This is a genomic window from Streptomyces sp. ADI95-16, assembly GCF_003721495.1.
Taxonomy (GTDB): domain Bacteria; phylum Actinomycetota; class Actinomycetes; order Streptomycetales; family Streptomycetaceae; genus Streptomyces; species Streptomyces goshikiensis.
On the sequence record NZ_CP033581.1, the window covers coordinates 7,412,686 to 7,432,037 of the forward strand.

17 protein-coding genes are annotated in these 19,352 nt (G+C 72.7%); 8 read left to right on the plus strand and 9 right to left on the minus strand.

The genetic code is table 11. The annotated features are described in order from the left end of the window. Position 1 precedes the first annotated feature (1 nt). The gene (locus EES41_RS32915; protein ID WP_123081559.1) at positions 2 to 1,168 is read left to right on the plus strand and encodes a trypsin-like peptidase domain-containing protein; all 1,167 of its coding nucleotides are present in this window, start codon (positions 2 to 4) and stop codon (positions 1,166 to 1,168) included. A gap of 1 nt (position 1,169) precedes the next feature. Beyond that, positions 1,170 to 2,252, plus strand: a complete 1,083-nt coding sequence (locus EES41_RS32920; RefSeq protein WP_123081560.1) for a serine protease — start codon at positions 1,170 to 1,172, stop codon at positions 2,250 to 2,252. A gap of 8 nt (positions 2,253 to 2,260) precedes the next feature. Here the strand turns inward: EES41_RS32920 and EES41_RS32925 are convergent, their stop codons facing one another. Together EES41_RS32925 and EES41_RS32930 are read right to left on the minus strand one after the other, a co-directional pair. Continuing rightward, entirely contained in the window at positions 2,261 to 2,653 is a 393-nt protein-coding gene (locus EES41_RS32925) for a hypothetical protein (RefSeq protein ID WP_123081561.1), read from the minus strand. 363 nt (positions 2,654 to 3,016) lie between these two features. Then, positions 3,017 to 3,934 carry a MurR/RpiR family transcriptional regulator gene (locus tag EES41_RS32930; RefSeq protein WP_008742324.1) on the minus strand — a complete coding sequence of 306 codons (918 nt, stop codon included), beginning with the start codon at positions 3,932 to 3,934 and terminating at the stop codon, positions 3,017 to 3,019. Positions 3,935 to 4,156: 222 nt separating this feature from the next. Here EES41_RS32930 and EES41_RS32935 point away from each other — a divergent pair, with 222 nt between their 5' ends. From EES41_RS32935 to EES41_RS32950, 4 genes are all read left to right on the plus strand, one after another. Beyond that, positions 4,157 to 4,984: a PP2C family protein-serine/threonine phosphatase gene (locus EES41_RS32935; RefSeq protein ID WP_123081562.1), complete on the plus strand. Its 828-nt coding sequence runs from the start codon at positions 4,157 to 4,159 to the stop codon at positions 4,982 to 4,984. Positions 4,985 to 5,029: 45 nt separating this feature from the next. Continuing rightward, a complete protein-coding gene (locus tag EES41_RS32940) occupies positions 5,030 to 5,983 on the plus strand; it encodes an MASE1 domain-containing protein (RefSeq protein ID WP_123081563.1) in 954 nt (317 codons plus the stop codon). 138 nt (positions 5,984 to 6,121) lie between these two features. After that, positions 6,122 to 6,970, plus strand: a complete 849-nt coding sequence (locus EES41_RS32945) for a serine protease (protein ID WP_123081564.1) — start codon at positions 6,122 to 6,124, stop codon at positions 6,968 to 6,970. 146 nt (positions 6,971 to 7,116) lie between these two features. Continuing rightward, positions 7,117 to 7,794, plus strand: a complete 678-nt coding sequence (locus tag EES41_RS32950) for an HAD family acid phosphatase (RefSeq protein ID WP_123081565.1) — start codon at positions 7,117 to 7,119, stop codon at positions 7,792 to 7,794. Positions 7,795 to 7,869: 75 nt separating this feature from the next. Here EES41_RS32950 and EES41_RS32955 read toward each other — a convergent pair whose 3' ends face one another. Beyond that, complete coding sequence (locus EES41_RS32955) at positions 7,870 to 9,915, minus strand: M36 family metallopeptidase (protein WP_123081566.1); 2,046 nt, start codon at positions 9,913 to 9,915, stop codon at positions 7,870 to 7,872. 29 nt (positions 9,916 to 9,944) lie between these two features. Then, positions 9,945 to 11,870 (minus strand): M20/M25/M40 family metallo-hydrolase, encoded by a 1,926-nt coding sequence (locus tag EES41_RS32960; RefSeq protein WP_123081567.1) that lies wholly within the window; start codon positions 11,868 to 11,870, stop codon positions 9,945 to 9,947. A 305-nt stretch (positions 11,871 to 12,175) separates the two neighbouring features. Here EES41_RS32960 and EES41_RS32965 point away from each other — a divergent pair, with 305 nt between their 5' ends. Both EES41_RS32965 and EES41_RS32970 read left to right on the plus strand, forming a co-directional pair. Next, positions 12,176 to 13,054, plus strand: a complete 879-nt coding sequence (locus EES41_RS32965) for a peptidoglycan recognition family protein (protein ID WP_254211659.1) — start codon at positions 12,176 to 12,178, stop codon at positions 13,052 to 13,054. A gap of 119 nt (positions 13,055 to 13,173) precedes the next feature. Beyond that, positions 13,174 to 14,814, plus strand: a complete 1,641-nt coding sequence (locus EES41_RS32970; RefSeq protein WP_123081569.1) for an AMP-binding protein — start codon at positions 13,174 to 13,176, stop codon at positions 14,812 to 14,814. A gap of 13 nt (positions 14,815 to 14,827) precedes the next feature. Here EES41_RS32970 and EES41_RS32975 read toward each other — a convergent pair whose 3' ends face one another. The 5 genes from EES41_RS32975 to EES41_RS32995 all read right to left on the minus strand — a co-directional run bounded on the left by EES41_RS32975 (position 14,828) and on the right by EES41_RS32995 (position 19,221). After that, positions 14,828 to 15,154 (minus strand): putative quinol monooxygenase, encoded by a 327-nt coding sequence (locus tag EES41_RS32975; RefSeq protein WP_123081570.1) that lies wholly within the window; start codon positions 15,152 to 15,154, stop codon positions 14,828 to 14,830. A gap of 216 nt (positions 15,155 to 15,370) precedes the next feature. Then, on the minus strand, positions 15,371 to 16,108 hold the full coding sequence (locus EES41_RS32980) for an IclR family transcriptional regulator (protein ID WP_073780012.1): 738 nt from the start codon (positions 16,106 to 16,108) through the stop codon (positions 15,371 to 15,373). A 213-nt stretch (positions 16,109 to 16,321) separates the two neighbouring features. Then, complete coding sequence (locus tag EES41_RS32985; RefSeq protein ID WP_254211660.1) at positions 16,322 to 17,281, minus strand: amidohydrolase family protein; 960 nt, start codon at positions 17,279 to 17,281, stop codon at positions 16,322 to 16,324. Positions 17,282 to 17,351: 70 nt separating this feature from the next. Next, on the minus strand, positions 17,352 to 18,602 hold the full coding sequence (locus EES41_RS32990; RefSeq protein WP_123081571.1) for a collagen-like protein: 1,251 nt from the start codon (positions 18,600 to 18,602) through the stop codon (positions 17,352 to 17,354). Between the two features lie 13 nt (positions 18,603 to 18,615). After that, the gene (locus tag EES41_RS32995; RefSeq protein ID WP_123081572.1) at positions 18,616 to 19,221 is read right to left on the minus strand and encodes a hypothetical protein; all 606 of its coding nucleotides are present in this window, start codon (positions 19,219 to 19,221) and stop codon (positions 18,616 to 18,618) included. Positions 19,222 to 19,352: the final 131 nt, after the last annotated feature.

Here is a 19,352-nt window from a genome sequence, read left to right on the forward strand (position 1 = left end):
CATGAGCCACGCCTACCTCCCGAGCGAAGAAGTGGTCCGGCTGTCCGACGCCGCGCTGGAGGCGGGCCTGGCCGACCCCATGGTCCGCACCCTGCTCTTCGACGGCATCATGCCCAAGTACCGGGGCACGCTCCCGCTGCTGGCCGCCCCCGGCCTCCAGGTCCGCTCCGACCTGAACGCGATGAACCGCGTGGAGCGGCTCGTCGACGGCTCGGTACCGCTGGAGGTCTGGCTGCGCAACGCCGTCGCCCAGACCGTCGCGGCCGACCCGCTCGCCGTCTTCCAGCGCGCCCTGGACGAGGTGGCGCGCAACGCCGCGGGCGAACCCGACGTACCGGCCGGGCCGGCGGAGGGGGAGACCAAGGAAGAGGTCGTCCACCACGACGACACCGTGCCGTTCGAGTTCCTCCAGGGCGGCGCCCTCGCGGGGCTGTCCGTCGCCCGGATCAAGGTTTCCCCGTACCAGTCGGGCGCCCCGCTCCAGCCGAACGGCTACCCCCACTCCGGGACGGGCTGGCTGATCGCCCCCGGCCTGCTCGTCACCAACCACCACGTGGTCAACGCCCGGACCCGCAGCGCCACCGAGCTCACCGCGGTGGCCCCGGACGACCTGCGGCTCCAGGTGCGCGGCTCCCGCTCCCGTTTCGACTACGGCGCCGACGAGACGGAGACCGAGGAGGTCAGCGCGAGCGAACTGGTGGCCTGGGACGAGGGGCTCGACTACGCGATCCTGCGCCTGAGCGGCCAGCTGGCGCGGCCCGCGCTGAGGGTGGCGACGGCCGCGCTGACGGTGGACCGGGAGGAGCCGGTGGCGGTCAACATCATCCAGCACCCCGGCGGCCTGCCCAAGCGCGTCGCCCTGCGCAACAACCTGGTGTACGAGACGAACGAGGACGACGTGCGCTACTTCACCGACACCCGCGGCGGCTCCTCGGGATCGCCCGTCTTCACCGACGACTGGAAGGTGGTCGCGCTCCACCGTGGCACGCGGCGCGTCGAGGACGTCAACTTCCAGGGGAAGACGACCGCGTTCGTCAACGTGGGCACCCAGATGAGCAGCGTGCTGCGGCACCTGGAGCGCACCAGCCCCGAGGCGTACGCCGAGATCACGGCAGCCCAGACGGCGCTGGCGGCGCCGGCGGAGCGCAACCGGATGGAGGTGGCGTGAGATGAGCGGTTCTTCCCCGGTGGCGACGGGCGCGGCACAGGTCTTCGGAGACCTCCGCGAGGTCGCCGACCGTGTACGCAGGGGCCTGGACGCGGAGATCCCCGAGTCCTGCGAGGACCTTCCCCCGGACCTCGCGACGGCCGGGCAGATCGGCCGGTTCGCCGAGCGGGAGCGGGCCAGGGTGCTGGGCGCGGGGGTCAGCGGGCTGGAGAAGATGGCGGCGGGCCGCGAGGACGAGATCGACGCGGACGAGTACTTCGGCGTGGAGGCGATCGTCCTCCTCGAAGGCCGGCCCGCCATCCTCGTCCAGGGGCAGGACTTCCCCTCGCAGCAGGGCGACTGGGCGGTGCTCGACGGCCAGCGGGCCGGGATCCGTACGTCCATCGCCCGCGTCGGCCGGGTGGAGGTCCAGGGACACCCCGGCCTGGACTGGCTCGGCACCGCGTTCCTCGTCGGCCCGGACGTGGTGATGACGAACCGGCACGTCGCCGCCGAGTTCACCCGGGGCGACGGCGACGGCTGGAGCTTCCGGCAGGGCATGAGCGCCCGGCTGGACCTCGCCGAGGAGCTCGGCGCCGGGAGCGGCGCGGGCCCGGGCGGTGACACCGGCGCCGCGGAGGCGTTCACGTACGGGATCACCGAGGTGGTGGGGATCCACCCGCGGGTGGACATGGCCCTGCTGCGGATCGGGGAGAACGGGAACGGCCCGCCCGCGACCCCGCTCGCGGTGGCGGCCGAGCCGCCCGCGGACGTATCCGGCCGGCCGGTCTATGTGATCGGCTACCCGGCGGCCGACGGCCGCCGCAACGAACCCGAGGCCATGCGGCGCATCTTCATGGACGTCTACAACGTCAAGCGGCTCCAGCCCGGCATGACGACGGGACTGGTTCCGGGCGAGTTCACCGTGAAGCACGACTGCTCCACCCTGGGCGGCAACAGCGGCTCCCCGGTCTTCGACCTCGCGGACCACCGTGTCCTCGGCCTGCACTACGGCGGCCGGTACGGCCTCGGCAACTTCGCGGTCCCGCTGTGGGAACTCCAAGGCGATCCGCTGCTGAGCCGCGCGGAGGTCAACTGGGTCTGACGCGGGCGCTACTGCTGGCGGCGCCGGCCCCCGCCGCCGTTGACGAGGAGCGCGTCGCCGATGAGGCGGACCCCGCGGGCGAGGCGGCCGAGCTGTTCCAGCTCCACGGCGTACATGCGGATCGTGTTCTCGATGATGCCGTCGGTCACGCCCATCGATGGCAGTTCGGCCCTGCTGGTCTCCAGTGCCACCCGCACCGCGCGCAACTCGTGCTGGAGCTGCAGCTGTACGTGCCGGGTGAGGAGCACGGGGTGGCGGGTCAGCATCGAGTAGCCGGCGTAGCGGGCCGGGAGCAGGTCTCGGAGCCAGCGGGTCGCGGTGCGCTCCCAGTCGTGCGTCCCGGGCGCCTTGACCTGACAGGGCCAGTCCGGGCTGAGGGTGTGAAGGACCGTCGTGGGCATTCTCGTCGCTTCCGAGAGGTGTCGAACTCTGATCGAGACGTTGGTGTGGCGGCCTCGGCCCAGGGGTTGACCGAGGCCGCCAAGAGCGCTCTGGTGGATCCGGAAGCCGGGACGGAACACCCGTGCGGGACGTGAGGAGGAGCGTCACGCTGAGCGTTTGTTCAGGAGTGCGTGGGGTCGCTCTCCTTGGCATCTGCTGGATCCGGCGCGCTGCCTAGTAAACATATATACCGTCGAGTAGACAAGCGAATGAAAAATTACATACCCGCCCGAGGCGTGAAAGTGCCTGGTCAAACCGCCGGAAAACGACCTTCAGTGGCCAAAATTTTCGCCGGGAAAGGCCTGGAAAGGTCTTGAAACGTCCTAGAGGAAGAAACCGTGCTGATCGGCGACCTGCTCGTAGCCCTCCAGCCGCGCCTGCGTCCGCTCGGGATCCGCGTCGGCCATCGCCTGGAGGAGGGCCGCCGAGAGCATGCCCGGCGCCGCGTACGAGTCGAACACCAGCCGGGCCCCCGTGGCGGCGGTCAGCGCCACGTCCGCCTCGTCCACCAGAGGCCCCAGGGTGGAATCCGTGATCAGTACGATCTTCAGCCCGGCGCTGCGGGCCGCCTTCAGCGCGCTCAGCGTCTCCTTGGCGTGCCGGGGCATGGCGAACGCCAGCACCCAGGTCCCGCCCGCCTCCCGGGACTGGAGCAGCGCGTCGTACGCGACGCTGCCTCCACGTGTCACCAGGCGCACATCGGGATGGATGCGCCGGGCCGCGTAAGCGAAGTACTCCGCCAGCGACACCGAGATCCGCAGGCCCAGCACCGTCAGCGGGACCGACCGGGCCAGCTCGCGGCCGATGTCCAGCACCTGATTGGTGTCGGCCAGCAGCCTGCGGACGTTCTCCAGGTTCTCGATCTCCGCGTCCACGGCCGCCTGGAGCTCGTTGTGCCGGAACTGCTCACGCGTCTCGGGGGAGCCCGCGACCTTGCTCAGGGCGATCGGCTGGAGCGCGTCCCGCAGCGCGGGATAGCCGCTGAACCCCAGCGACGTGGCGAACCGGGTCACCGACGGCTGGCTCACACCGACCCGCTCCGCGAGCTCGGTGATCGAGAGGAAGGCGGCCTCGGTGAGGTGGTCGATCAGGTACTGGGCGATGCGACGCTGCCCGGGCGACAGCCGATGGCCGTCGAAGAGCGCGCGGACCCGGTCGCCCGGAACGGGCTCATGGTCCGGCGACTGCGCACTCGGCGTGATCGCAGCCGCCTGTGCGCGTGCCTGCTGCCCCGATGACACCGGCGGGCCTCCCTCTCATGCCACTCATCCTCAAACATAGCTCACGCGCTGTGGCCGACCGACCAAACTCCGCTGTCGTCCGCACCGGTAAGGCATGCCTCACCAGGGCGTTCTTCGACCAGCCGAGCGGGCTGAGCGGGGCACGCCGGGCGCAAATATGATGAGCGTGCGCCTTCCCGGCGGTGACGCCACAGGACGACCGGGCGCACCTGGGAGCGGTCCATGACCCCGCGTCGTCACCAGCGGTCGGCGAGCGCCGACGACCTGCTGACCACGCTTGGCCTGCTCACCGCCCAGGCGCGGGCGGGAGCGGAGGTGCAGCACGCCCGCGTGGAGCTGGCCTCGGCCCTCCAGCGCGAAATGCTCCCGGCCTCGCTGCCCGCCCTGCCGGGGCTGCGCACCGCGGCCCGGTACGCGCCCGCCCGGGACGGCCTCGACATCGGCGGCGACTGGTACGACGGCTTTCCGCTGCCTGACGGCACCGTCGCCTTCTCCATCGGCGACGTCCAGGGCCACGACGTGGAGGCGGCCGCCTTCATGGGGCAGGTCCGCATCGGGCTGCGCGCCGTGGCCGCCGCGGCCCCGGACCCGGGCGAGGTACTGAGCCGGGCCAACGACCTCCTCCTCTCGATGGACCGCGAGCTCTTCGCCACCTGCAGCTTCCTCCGCTTCGACCCCGCGACCTGGGAGCTGGAGAGCGCCCGCGCCGGCCACGTACCGGCGGTCTGGGCCACGGCCGACGGCGAGTACGGGATCACCCTGGACGACGGCGGACTGCCCCTGGGCATGCTCACCGGGTCGGGGTACCCCGTCACCCGGCGCCGGCTGACGGCGGCGGGCTCCCTGGTCCTGCTCACCGACGGCGTGGTCGAGGGCCCGTCGTTCCCGATCGAGGTGGGACTGGAGCGGGTGCTGCGGGTGGTCAGGGAGGCGGCGGGCACCGACCCCGACGAGCTCGCCGCCGAGGTCATGCGGGTCGCGGACTCCACCGGGCACTGCGACGACGCCGCCGTCCTCGTCCTGAGCCACGAGGCGGCGGCGCCCCGATAGCGCGTGTCACGCCCCGTCCGCGGGCGCGCCCTGTTGTCTGATGCTGTGGTGCGCACCGAGGGAAGGCGACGTCTCGTTGGAACTCTTCTTCGGATCCTCGCCGTCGCGGCCGCCTACTACGTGTCCGGATGGGTCGGCCTGACCCAGCGGGTGGTCATCGACGGCGCGGCCGTCACGCCCCTGTGGCTGCCCACCGGCATCGCCCTCGCCTGCCTGCTGTGGATGGGCCCGTGGGTCTGGCCGGGGATCACGCTCGGTGCGTACCTGGTCATCGAGGGGCTCGCCGGGATCGACCCCGCCGACATCGCGATCCTCGCGGGGAACACCCTGGGACCGGTGTGCGCGTACGCGATGCTGCGCCGGGCGGGGTTCCGCCTGGAGATGGACCGGCTGCGGGACGGGATGGCACTGGTCTTCCTGGGCGGCCTGCTGCCGATGCTGCTCAGCGCGACCGTCGGCACCTGGACGCTCGTGCTCACCGGGGACCTGCCGCTGGACCGGTTCTGGCCGGTGTGGGCGGCGTGGTGGGCCGGTGACGCGATGGGCGTGCTCGTGGTGACCCCGGTGCTGCTCGTGCTGCGCCGGGCCCGGCTGCCCGAGGACACCTACCGGATGGCCGAGGCGGCGGCCCTGGCGGCCACCGCGGTCGTCGTCACCCTCGTGGCCACCAGGAGCACCCTCTCGCTCCTCTTCCTCGTCTTCCCGCTGCTGATCTGGGCCGCCGTGCGCTTCCAGCTCGCCGGGAGCGCGCCGTGCGCCCTGTTCGTGTCGGTCCTGGCCATCGGGGCGGCCACCGACCGCGCCGGGCCGTTCGCCCGGCACACCCTCTTCGAGATCATGGTCAACCTCCAGGCGTTCAACGGGTGCGCGGCCCTGACGGGGCTGCTGCTGGCCGCGCTCGTCACGGAGCAGAACAACATCCGCCTGCGCATCGAGCAGGCGTGCGAGGACCTGGCCGAGGTGGTGGCCCGCCTCACGCCCGGCGCGCCGCGGGACTGACGGCCCGCTTCCCCGCTATCCGGACCGGACGGTCCGTCAATCGAGCACGCCCTCTTGCCAGTTGGGCCTGGGGTCCTAACAATGCGCATGACAACCGAAGGATCTTCGGTCGTATCCGTCATCAGAGGGGACCCCCACATGAACAAGCCTCTCGCCGGCGCCGTGCTCGGCCTGCTCTTAGCGGGAACGGCGACAGTCCCGGCGGCAGCCTCGGCGCCCGCGCCGCACGACCGGGCGCTCGCCGCCCCGGCTGTCGCGGTCAACTTCGCGGGAACGGTCGCACTCAGCAACTGCTCCGGCTCCGTCGTGCGCATGCCGAACTCCCAGGCGGGCGACCCCGCGCTCGTGCTCTCCAACGGGCACTGCCTGGAGACCGGCTTCCCGGCCGCCGGCGAGGTCGTCAAGGACCAGCCGTCCAGCCGGTCGTTCTCCCTGCTCAACTCGGCCGGCTCCAAGGTCGCGACCCTGCGGGCGAGCAAGGTCTCGTACGCGACGATGACCGACACCGACATCTCGGTCTACCAGCTCACCAAGTCGTACGCCCAGATCCAGAGCCAGTACGGGATCAGCGCCCTCACCCTCAACGACACCCGCCCCGCCCAGGGTTCCGGGATCAAGGTGGTGTCCGGGTACTGGAAGCGGATATACAGCTGCAACGTCGACGGGTTCGCCTACCGCCTCAAGGAGGGGGAGTGGACCTGGAAGGACTCGGTCCGCTACACCTCGGCCTGCAACACCATCGGCGGCACCTCAGGCTCGCCGGTGGTCGACACGACGACCGGCAAAGTCGTCGCCGTCAACAACACCGGCAACGAGGACGGCGCGCGCTGCACGGACAACAACCCGTGCGAGGTCGACGCGAACGGGAACGTGACGGTCCGCCGGGGCATCAACTACGCCCAGGAGACGTACATCATCGTCCCGTGCGTGGGCCCCGGCAGCGTGATCGACCTGAACCGGCCGGGCTGCACCCTGCCCAAGCCGTAGCGTTCGCGGCCGTCCGCCCCGCCAGGGGCGGGCGGCCTTCACCCCGTGTCCATGAAAAATTCCCTACCGACCAGTAGACATCCGGCCGCGCCCTCCCGAGTCTTAGGCGTGTTCACGCCAATCCCTCGACCGAGGAGCCACCCCCCATGAGCCGAAGCCGTACCCGGGCCACCCGTACGGCCGGTGCCGTCGCCGCGGCGACCGCCGTTCTCAGCCTCGTCCTGCCCGCGGCCACCGCCCAGGCCGCCCCCACCCCCACCCCGGCGCCCGCCGCGCGGTCCGCCGCCACCTCCTGGGCCCCCGGCGGCAACGCCGCCATCCTCGGCATCGACTACGGCACCTGGCTGCGCGACGTGGACGCCGTCGTCGACGTCGCCCGCCCCTACGTCGAGCAGCGCATCGCCAACACCCCCGCGGGCCAGAAGCCGGCGATCGTCCTCGACATCGACAACTCCTCGCTGGAGACGGACTTCCACTACTTCTGGACCTTCCCGACCCCGGCGATCGCCAAGGTCCGCGACCTGGTCCAGTACGCCCACTCCCGCGGCGTGGCCGTCTTCTTCGTCACCGCGCGCCCCGGCATCATCGCCTCGCTGACGCAGTACAACCTCACGGCCGTCGGATACCCGGTGACCGGCCTCTACGTCCGCGACCTGCCAGACCTCTTCCAGGAGGTCAGCGCCTACAAGACCGCCAAGCGCGCCGAGATCGAGGGCCGCGGCTACACGATCATCGCGAACATCGGCAACAACGCGAGCGACCTGGTCGGCGGCCACGCCGAGCGGACGTTCAAGCTCCCGGACTACGGCGGCAAGCTCTCCTGAGCCCCCGCCCCGGGCCCGCGCCCTCCTCCCCGGCCGCCGTACGGCCGTCGGGAAGGAGGGCGCGGACCGTCCCGGCTAGTCCTCGGAACCGGCCGGCGGCATCGCCGTGCCGCTGCGGCAGCCGGCGAACGACGCGTTGGGGCTGAAGGCGTCGAACCCCATCCCGAACCGGGCGAAGGCCTCCCAGGCCCCGGCCCGGACCACCTTGTACTCCTCGTCGGTCAGGGCCCGGCCCTTCATCGCCTTGAAGGCGCCCAGGACCGCGTCCCGCGCCGTGAGGAACGACGGGTTGCGCGGCGTCAGCTTCAGCCCGTCGACCACCGCCTGCCAGGTCAGCCGGTAGCCCCGCTCCTTGTTGCCCAGCGCCGCCGAGGTCGTGCGGGTCAGCTCCATCAGCGCGGCGCACCAGATCTCGCCCACGTTGTGGATCTCCGCGTAGTCCAGGTCGGCCCCGCCGTCGCCGGGCACCTCGCCCCGGCGCCTGCCGATGTCGCCGAACCTGCCCGGGTACCGGCTGTCGTACGGGCGCTGGCGGATGCCCTTCGGGCTGTCGACCACCCAGTTGCCGAGCACCACGCGCTCCTCGGGGCGCGAGAAGTTGATGATCGTCAGGGCGAAGTAGTCCCCCCAGCCCTCGCCCATCGAGGTCGACTGCTTCTCGCGCAGCCCGTTCGCGTCGGCCATCCCGCCGACCAGACGGTTCGTCACCCCGTGGCAGAACTCGTGGTAGACGACGTCCCCGTCGTTGGCGGTGTGCCGTCCGGAGCGGGCGACCAGCCCCATGTTCATCTCGGCGGCCACCCCGTCGGCCCGGGTGGCCATGTTCGCGGTCCCCGGCACCGGCCCCGGGTGCGCGAAGGCGAGGACGGGGTCCGCTCCCTTCCCGAGCCCGGTGGGGTTGACCGTCTGGAAGTTCCCGAACTCCTCCGTGAAGCCGAGCATCATGAAGAAGTCGTGCATGTAGTTGCAGAAGTAGAAGATGTTGGTGACCAGGTGCTCGGGGGTGTTCACCAGCGGGTTGAAGACGCCGTCACCGCCCGCTCCGACGCCGACCTCGAACGGCAGCGAGTCCTCGCCGGATGAGGCCCGTACGTTGTTGCCCTCGGTGGCCACCGTCCCGTTCGTGGGCCTCGTCCAGGCGTCCGGGAAGCCCGGCGGCAGGGTGTCGGGGACCAGCGTCGGATAGTCCGTCAGCGGCGGCGGGAAGGTGACCTGGGCCAGGTCCCCCTCCATCGGGTTGTGCCGGAACACGGTGCCCGCGATCGCGTGGTTCGTCGCGTCGTAGAAGTACAGGATCTCGGGCGCGGCCGGGTCCGCCGTCCGCGCGTCCGCCTCCACGAACGCGTGGTACTGGACGAGCAGGTGCTCGCGGGAGAAGGTGAAGAACCAGGCCAGACGCGTCTCGCCGCCCATGTAGAGGTACACCAGCCGGGCCGGGATCGCCTCCGCGAACGGCCCCTTGGCGAAGGTCACGGGCCGGTTGTTCTCGGGCTGGACCGACAGCCGCTCGAAGCCCCCGGACACGTCCAGGGCCGGGAGCTCGTCGCTGCCGAAGGGTCCCGTGATCGTGCTCGGCGCGGCCGCCTTCGCCGCCGCCACCCGCAGGGCCGTCTCGGCGGAGACCACGGGAGTCACCGGCAGGTCCGGCGGCACGCTCACCGTGTCGCCGACGACCCGGTCCACCGTGCCGTCCTCCAGCAGCCACACCTTCGGCGCCATGCCCCACACCTCGATGCCGCCCAGCATCTGCTGGAGGCTCACGACGCGCACACCCGCGCTCGTCGCCGTCACCGACGGGTCGGCCTCGAACTCGGCAGGCTCCTCGGCCGCGAAACCGATCGCCTCGGACACGGAACGGACGTAGTCCTTGGCCTGCGCGATGTAGAAGCTGTCCGGGAGCGGCGCCGTCGACGGCGCGCTCTCGAACGCGGGCGCGCCCTGCGCCCTGAGCTCCCGCAAGTGCCCCGTGAACCGGTTCACCTTGTCACGGTCGGCGATCAAGGTGTGCCGGACCTCCTCCGCGACCCGTTCGGTGTCGTCGAGGAAGTCGTCGGCCCCGACCACCTCCCGGAACCGGTCGTAGGTCATGTCCCGCCTGTCGACCAGGGTGCTGCCGCTCATGCTCACCACCTGCTCCGTGCGTCGAGTTGTCAGAGTCCCGCGAGCGTGAGAGCAGCCGTCGTGACGCCCCGCGCGATGTCGGTCGCGTACCCCGTGTCGTGGTCCGGGTCATCGAGCGTGTCACCGGGCCGGTGGTACTGCCGCGTACCGGACGCCGGCTCGGCGCCGTCGAAGAAGTTCTCGCAGACGGCCACGGCCGCCCAGCCGCGCTCGTGGAAGCTCGCGTGGTCGCTCCGCCCCGCGGCCGGGTCGCCGGGACCCGTGATCCGCTCCACGGTGAGGCCCGCGGAGACCGCCGAGACGGCCCGGGCCAGCACCTCGCCGAGCTCTTCCGAAGCCTGGGCCGCCGGGCCCGCGAGCGCCGCGCCCGCGTGCACCTCCACCGTGTGCCCGCCGTCGCGCCGCCCCGCGATCATGTCCATCTGGAGGACCCCGGCGATGCTGTCGCCGGCCGCCGCGGCGGCGCGCGCGTACACCTTGCTGCCGACCAGCCCCTGCTCCTCGGCGTTGAACAGGACGAAACGCACCGTCCGCGCGGGACTGCGCCCGGCGGCCAGGAGCCCCGCCAGGCACTCGGCCGCCGCCAGTACGGCGGCGACGCCGCTCCCGTCGTCGTCGGCCCCGGGCGCCGGATCGGCGGCGGGATCGTAGGGGCGCGGCACACCGGCGCCGTCCACGTACGCGCCCTGGTCGCCGGTGGAATCGAGATGGGCCGTCACCAGCACCGCGCCGTCCAAGCCCGCGACCCGGTGTTCGGCCTCCACATTGGCGATCCGGTGCCCCCGCCAGGTGAAGGGGCGCAGCCGTACGGTCAGGCCGAGCGCGGCGAACCGGTCGGCCAGCGCCTGCGCGACGAGCACGTTGTCCGCGCCCGCCGCGTGCCGGCCGCGCACCGTGTGCGCGCCGCCCTCGACCAGCGGCGCGGCGCCCGAGACACGGGCGACGTGGGCGCGCATCACCTCCGGGGTGACGGCCGCGCGCACCGCCTCGACGGTCTCCTCGGACGGCGCCCCGGGTGCGAAGCCGGCGGCCGGCTCCCGGACGGGGGCCTCACCCGGGCGGGACAGCAGTGCCGGGTCGGGGAGCAGCCGCTCGGTGTGCCCGGGCCGGGCACCCGGCAGGTGGACCCCCTCGACGGGGACGCCGGCCGCGGCGGCGAGGTAGACGCCGCCCGGGGCCGGACCGAGGGAGAGGAGCGCCGGGCCCGCCCCGGCGAGCTCACCCGCGGCGAAGGCGAACGCCGCCGAGGCGCGCAGGCCGCTCTCCACGGCCGCCAGTGCCTCGGGAGGCTCGCCCGCGAACGCCTCCGGGGCCGACACCGGGCGGTCGTCGCGCAGCAGGAAGGCCGCGGTCTCCTCCACGGAACCCCGGGGGTCGGTCGTGAACCCGGCTTGCCGCAGCGCGCTCGCGCCCCGCTCGCTCGCCATGGCGAGCACGAGCCGGTCGGAGGCGACGTGCACCGGGACGACCTCGGCCCCGTTCGCGACCGCGTCGAGCTCGGCCGGGCCGCGTCCCCCGGGCAGGCCGATCCGCGTCCACAGCACCGGGCGGCCCTCGACGGCGGCCTGCGCGAAGACGGGATGGGCCGCCGTGCGCAGCCCCGCGGTACGGGCCACCGTGCGCTCGTCGGGGTCCTCGCCCACGAAGACGCAGCTGTCGGCCGGTACGCCGGCGCTCGCGACCGCCTCGTCGAAGATCCCGCGTTCGGTCTTGGGCCCCCAGTGCAGCAGGGCCGCCTCGGTGAACTGCCCGGCGAAGGCCGCGTCGAGCGCCGCCCGCGCGCGCTCCCGTGCGGCGTCCCCGGCTCCCGGGTTGGAGATGATGCCCTTGCGGACCCCGGCGAGGGCGGTCAGCACCTCGACGACCCGGGGGCGGGGCCGGAAGGTCAGGGAGCCGTCGTCCTCGAAGCTCACGTCGGCGAGCGTCGCCCCGATGTCGAAGAAGAATACGGACATCTCGGGGCCTTCCGAGAGATCGCCGGCAGAACCGAGTCGAGCCGAGTCGAACCGAGTCCCGGGCCCGAGCGATCCGCTCAAGGGCTCCGGTACGTCCATTCTCGCGCCGGGCGGGACGGGGCGCATCCGCAGTCCCCGCCGGTACGGCGCATCGGCGTTGTTTCCGGGCGGTAGTTGATCCGGCGACGACGACCGCTGGTACGAAGCGGTTGCTCTCGCCGTCCCACCGGAGTGCCTGCGTGCCCCGGACGCGGGTCGTCCCCTTCACTGGTGACCCCTCACGCCAACGGAAGCGGGCCCCGTACATGACGTCACACGCCGAGCCGCAACCGCCCTCTCCCTCGCCCCAGTCGCGGCAGCCGCTGCCCCTGGTCACCCGGCGCACCGCCCTCGCCGGAGCGCTCGGGCTCGGAGCCGCGGCTCTGCTGCCGTCGGCCACCCCGGCGCGCGCCTCGGCCGCTCCAGCCCGCGCGTGGGCCGCGAGGGCGGGTGCCTCGGCCGCCGCGACGCCGGAGATCTTCGGCTGCGGGACCTGGGGCGCCCGGGCCGCGTCCGAGTCCGTCGTCGTCCTGGCCGCGCCGCCGCAGCGGATCGTCGTCCACCACACGGCGACGGCGAACGTGACGGACTACTCGAAGGACCGCGCGTTCGCCCTCGCCCGGGCGATCCAGAACTACCACATGGACATCCAGGGCTGGATCGACACCGGCCAGCACTTCACCGTCAGCCGCGGCGCCTACGTCACCGAAGGCCGCCACCGCAGCCTGACCGAGCTGAACGCGGGCCGGCACCAGGTCCGCGCTGCCCACTGCGTCGGCCAGAACACCGTGGCCATCGGCATCGAGAACGAGGGCACCTACACCAGCGTCGAACCACCGGCCAAGCAGTTCGCCGCCCTGGCCGCCCTCTGCGCGCACGTCTGCCAGAAGTACGGGCTGTCGCCCTCCGAGATCTACGGACACCGGGACTTCAACGACACCTCCTGCCCCGGCGACCGGCTCTACGCCATGCTGCCCCGGCTGCGTCAGGAGGTCGCGGGCCTGTTGGGCGTGCCGCTGCTCGACCAGCTGTGGGACGGCGACGAGGGGTGGGACCGCTGGCCCGGGCCCTCCGAGTTCCTCCCGGCGAGGGAACTGGACCGGGAGCTCGAACGATCGGGGCTGTGGCTCCCGTGCGGGAACTGACCGGTCCCCGATGATCCGACCGGCCCCGGGCGCACGGCCGCCCGGGGCTGGTTCGCGCGACCTCCGGCGGGGATCATGAGGGGGCGCCGGTCCGCCCGGCGCGCCCTCGCCACCGATTCCTGGAGGTACGTGTGTCTGCAGCGTCGAGCTATGCGTCCGGGGTGTTCGAAGTACCCCTGCTGGGGGACACGATCGGCGAGAACCTGGACCGTACGGTGCGCAGGTTCCCCGGGCGCGACGCGCTCGTCGACAGGGCGGCGGGCCGCCGCTGGACGTACGCGGAGTTCGCCGCCGATGTCGACGCCCTCGCGCTGGGCCTGCTGGACCTCGGCATCACCAAGGGCGACCGGGTCGGGATCTGGGCCCCGAACCGGGCCGAGTGGACGCTGGTGCAGTACGCCACCGCCAAGATCGGGGCGATCCTCGTCACCGTGAACCCCGCCTACCGCTCCCACGAGTTGGAGTACGTACTGCGGCAGTCCGGGATGCGGATGCTGGTCGCGGCGGAGCGCTTCAAGAGCTCCGACTACGCGGCCATGATCGAGGAGGTGCGGCCGGGCTGCCCGGAGCTGGAGTTCACGGTCCTGCTGGACGGGCCGCGCTGGACGGAGCTGCTGGAGCGGGGCCGGCAGGGCGACCCGGCCCGACTCGCCCGGGCCCAGGCCGAGTTGAGCGCCGACGACCCGATCAACATCCAGTACACCTCGGGGACCACCGGCTTCCCCAAGGGCGCGACGCTCTCGCACCACAACATCCTCAACAACGGCTTCTTCGTGGGCGAGTTGTGCCACTACACGGAGCTCGACCGGGTCTGCATCCCGGTGCCGTTCTACCACTGTTTCGGCATGGTGATGGGGAACCTGGCGTGCACCAGCCACGGCGCCGCCATGGTCATCCCCGCGCCGTCCTTCGAGCCGGCCGCCACCCTCGCCGCCGTCGAGGCGGAGTCCTGCACCTCGCTCTACGGGGTCCCCACCATGTTCATCTCCGCACTGGCCGACCCCGGCTTCGCCTCGTACGACCTGTCCGGCCTGCGCACCGGCATCATGGCGGGCTCGCCCTGCCCGGTCGAGGTGATGAAGGAGGTCATCGACCGGATGGGCATGACCGAGGTGTCCATCTGCTACGGGATGACGGAGACCTCCCCGGTGTCGACCCAGACCCGAGCCGACGACTCGGTCGAACGCCGCGTCTCCACGGTCGGCCGCGTCGGGCCGCACCTGGAGGTCAAGGTCGTCGATCCGGGGACCGGCCGGACCGTGCCCTGCGGCGAACCCGGTGAACTGTGCACCCGCGGCTACTCGGTCATGCTCGGCTACTGGGGCGAGCCGGAGCGCACCGCCGAGGCCGTCGACGCGGCGCGCTGGATGCACACCGGTGACCTCGCGGTCATGGACGAGGACGGCTACCTGAGCATCACCGGCCGGATCAAGGACATGGTGATCCGCGGCGGCGAGAACCTGTACCCGCGGGAGATCGAGGAGTTCCTCCACACCCACCCCGACGTCCTGGACGTCCAGGTCATCGGGGTCCCCGACCCGAAGTACGGGGAGGAGCTGATGGCGTGGGTGCGGATGCGCGAGGGAGCCGAGCCGCTGACCGCGGAGGCCGTCCGGGCGTACTGCGCGGGCCGGTTGGCCCACTTCAAGATCCCGCGCTACGTCCATGTCGTGGAGGAGTTCCCGATGACCGTCACGGGGAAGATCCGCAAGATCGAGATGCGCGAGACGGCGGCCCGGCTGCTGGATCCCCCCGCGTGACGGCGGACCCGCCCTACGGGCGGGGCGACAGCTCGGCCATGGCGTTCCAGCCCTGGCCGGGCACCTCGACGTGGATGATCTCCGGCGTCGTGGCGATGGCGCCCGCGAGGGTGTCCATACCGGCCTTGAAGTGCTCCGACGCGACGTGTGCGGCGCCCGCCTCGGCGTCGGCGAAGGCCTCCAGGAGGGTGTACTTGTTCGGGTCGTCGACGCTGCGCGACCAGTCGTAGAAGAGGTTCCCCGGCTCGTTGCGGGTGGCGCGGGTGAAGTCGTCGACGAGCGTGAGCCAGTTGTCGCTGTGCTCCGGGCGGACGTCGAACCTGACGGCGATGAAGATCATGCCCTCCAGCCTGGCAGCACCCCGGGGCCGGTGTCACCAGGAACGCCGGATTTCCGGCGGTGTCGGAATGCGCGCGGCGCACCCGGGCGGGCCGGGGCGTCGGGCCCGCCTCAGGGAACGGCGGCCGGGCGTCAGGGAACGGCGGCCGGGCGTCAGGAAACGGCTGGCCGGGGCGTCAGGGAACGGCGGCCGGGGCGTCAGGAAACGGCGGCCGCGTCAGGAAACGGCCGCCGCCGCGTCGGCCAGCGCGGCGCGGATCCCCTCCGGGCGCCGCCGGAACTCCTCGGTCGGCAGCGACACCGACAGGGCGTGCACCGCCCCGTCGTCCCCCGCCCGCGGCAGGGCGACCGCCAGACAGGTGTACGAGGGATCGGCCTCCCCGACCGAGACCGCGAAGCCCTGCCCGCGCACCCGGGACAGCTCCCTCTCCAGCCCGTCGGCGCTCGTGATGGTCGCCGGGGTCAGCCGGGCCATCCCGTGCTCGGTGAGGTAGCGCCGCAGCGCCGGCCCCGGCAGCTCCGCCAGCAGCGCCTTGCCGTGGGCGGTGGCGTGCGCCCGGGTCTCGCGCCCCGGAGCGAAGGGGTTCGCGGTGTCCGTGACCGGCGCGGTCGTGTCGACGACGGTGATCAGGCCGCCCCGGTAGGCGGTGTAGTACGCCTCGGCGCCGGTCGTCCGCCGCAGCCGGGCCAGCAGGTCCGTCATGCGCGGCGCGGGCTCCAGATGCCGCAGGAAGCTCCGGTGCAGCAGCGGAACGCGCGGCCCCGGCACGTACCCGCGCGCCGTACGGACGACGTAGCCGCGCGCGGCGAGCGGGGCCAGCAGGTGGTAGGCGGTGGACAGCGAGCACCCCACCCGGCGGGCCAGCGCCTTGGCGCTGACGGGCCCGGGCGCGTCGGCCACGGCGTCGAGGATCTCCAGCGCGCGGTCGACGGACTGCGGACCGGTGTGCGGCATCGTGGGTTCCCCGGGACGAGCGAGAGGGCGAGCGGAAGGGCGAAGCCCGAGCCTACGCCAGCGAAGGCGGTGGCCGGAGCCGCCGCCGCGCACCGCGCTCCGGCGGTCAGGGAGCCGGGCGGGCCCCCGAGAGCGGCGCCCGGCGTCCAGCCGCCCCGGGACGAGCGGCGGCTTGGGGAACCGGGGAGCCGAGTCGTGCCCGTGGGTCGCCCGTCAGCTCTCGGAGAGGCCGAGCAGCGCGGCCGCGTTGGTGTCGAGGATCCCGGTGATCTCGTCCGCCGGGAGCCCCGAGTCCTCGACGTACGAGACGGCCCGCTCGAACACCTCCCCGTCCTCGTACGGGAAGTCCGTGCCGAGGACCAGCCGGTCGGCGCCGAACGAGGCGGCCGCGGCGATCAGCGCGGGCGGATGGCAGTGGCCGACCGTGTCGTACCAGAGCCGGAGCGCCGCCAGCGAAGGCCGCTCGGGCGTCTGCGGCGACTCGAACGCCAGATGGTCGTCGAGGCGCCGCAGCAGCATCGGCAGCGCCCCGCCGAGGTGCGAGACCAGGATCCGCATCCTCGGGTAGCGCAGCGGGATCCCCGCCAGGATCAGGTGCATCGCCGCGACCGTGTCCTCGACCGGCGCCCCGACCATCCAGGTCAGGCCGTGGCCGTTGATCAGCGGGCTCGCGGCGCCCTCCCCCGACGGGTGGATGTACAGCACGGCGCCGCGCCGGTCGAGCTCCTCGTACAGGGGGTGGAAGACGGGGTCGGCGAGGCTGCGGCCCAGGACGGTCGTGGTCACCCCGACGCCGACCATGCCGAGCTCGTCGCAGGCGCGGGCCAGCTCCCGCAGGGACGCCTCCGGATGCGGCAGGGGCAGCGCCGCGAACGCCCGGAACCGGTCCGGCCAGTGCGCGACCAGCTCCGCGTACGCGTCGTTCGCCACGCGCGCGAGCAGTACGGCGTCGGACTCCCGGGCGAGGTGCGGGGACTGCGGCGGTACGGAGAGCACCTGGAGCGCGATGTCCGTCCGGTCCATCAGCGCGAACCGGTGGTCGAGCTCGGCCGGGCCCTCACCCGCGCCGATGCCGCGCTGGGTGGCGGTGTCGGACTTGCCCAGCCGCTCCAGCCGGTCGAGGTACTGCGCCGTCCACAGGTGGGCGTGCACGTCGATGCGCAGAGGGGTCACCCTTCGATGGAACGCCCGGCCGCCCGGCGGGGCCAGTCGGCGGTCCCCGGAGCCGCCCGCGGGGCGGGGGTCACCGCCGGCTGTCCTCCAGGGCGGCGGCGTCCCGGAACGACTTGACCACGTCCGACGACAGGGCGCGGGACATCCGGACCAGCCCGGCCGGATGGTCGGGCAGCGTGAGGACCGAGCGGTGGTTCTGCCGGAACGGCCCGGGCAGCCCCGCCGGCCCCGGTAGCCCCGCCAGACCCGCCGGCCCCGTGTCCTTGTCCGCCGGCCGCTCGCGGCCCCACACCACCACCGCGTGCGCGAGGGCGGCGGCGTCCGCGATGGCGACGACGTCGTCGGCGGAGCGCGAGCTGCGCCGGGCCTCCTCCAGTGCGCGTTCCCGCTGCCGGGCGTCCAGGTGCGGGCTGACCGCGAGGATGCCGTCGTGGATGTCGGACTCCAGCTGGGTCACCCGGATCTCGATCGAGGTGCACGGACCCGCCGCGAGATCGATGCTGCGGTGCATCGCCTCGCGCAGCTCACGCCACAGCGGACGCAACTGGTAGAAGCGGCGCCACATGTCCCAGTACGCCGCCAGGCGCTGGGAGAGCAGCGGCAGCACGAACCCGAGCCCCGCCACCAGCGCCGACAGCGAGGCCAGGGCCGCGGCGTAGCGCGTGCTGAGCTGGTCCCAGTCGCGGTGGGTCCACCGGGCTCCGATGGCACTGAACTTGAGCACGTCGTAGGAGAGGTTGAGCAGGTAGCCGAGGGTGATCAGGGCCAGCCCGGCCTTGAGCCCGCCGTGGACCTCCCGGGCCCACCGGGCGCACAGGAACGAACCGATGACACCGGCGGTCGTGTGGGCCAGGAGGTAGAGGAGGATCATCTCCCTGATGAACGGCGTGGACGCGTAGTAGGTGTCCAGGTCGGTGAGCCGCTCGACCGGGGTGTCGCCCAGCAGGAACAGCACGTTGACCGCGACGATCACCGCCGCGGTCACCGCCGTACAGCGCCGGGCCCAGCGCGCCGCCCGGTCCGCCTCGTCCGGGCCCCGGCTCCAGTGGATGATCAGCAGGATGTTGGCACCGGAGAACGCCGTCAGCAGCGAGTAGACGATCGGGGCGGCGGCGTTCGGGACGCCGGTCAGCCGGTTGACGGCGGCCATGGTCGGCACGGCGCAGGAGAAGAACACGCCGATCGACGTGGTGAGCAGCACGCACACGGACCGCAGCAGCCGGTCCTGGGGATGGCGCCACAGGGCCGGGATCCGCGTGCCCAGGATGAGCGCCAGGAACGTGCCGGGTACGTAGAAGGCCAGGCCGTGGGGATCGTTCATACGACGGGGCCGTTCATGAGCGCTTCCTTCGGGCGGGGCCGCCGTGGTGATCGGTGGCGATGGAGTCGATCAGCGCCTGTACGGCGGCCAGCGTCCGGGGCGACGCGTCCCGCAGCCCCCGGAAGGCGATGCCGCCCAGCTGGTTGCGGCTCTTGAACTCGGCCATCAGCCGGGACTGTTCGTCGGCCAGCCGCACGCGCAGCGCCCGGTCGAGGGCCTGGGACGGGGTCGCCGTCAGGAAGCCGCGGGGTACCCGGAAGAAGTCCTCGATGCGGGCGGCGTGCTCCAGGGAGGGCTTCTTCTCGCACTTGACGATCTGGCCCAGCCACTGGGAGGTCAGCCCGGCGCCGTCGGCGATCTCCTTGAGCGGGTACGGCCTGCCGTCCGGCCGCAGCCGGGTCGCGCGCAGGAACTCCAGCCGCTGCCCCACCTGCTCCAGGAAGCTGACGGGGGCCATCGGCCGGCGGTCCAGCCCCGCCGCCACCAGCTCCGGGGGCAGTCCGGTGCTCAGCGACAGGTGGGCGGGGTCGAGGACCCGGGACCGGTCGAGCCCGGAGTCCTCGATGAGCTCGTCCAGGCGTGCCAGCGTGGCGAGATGAGGATCGGTCTCGTCAGTCACGGGTGCTCCCGGCGGAATGGGTCGGCTGGTGCGGTGTGTGCGGTGTGTGCGGTGTGTGCGGTGTGTGCGGTGTGTGCGGTGCGCGGTGGTGCGCGGGGCGTGTGCGTGCGCGGGGTGTGCGTGCGCGGGGC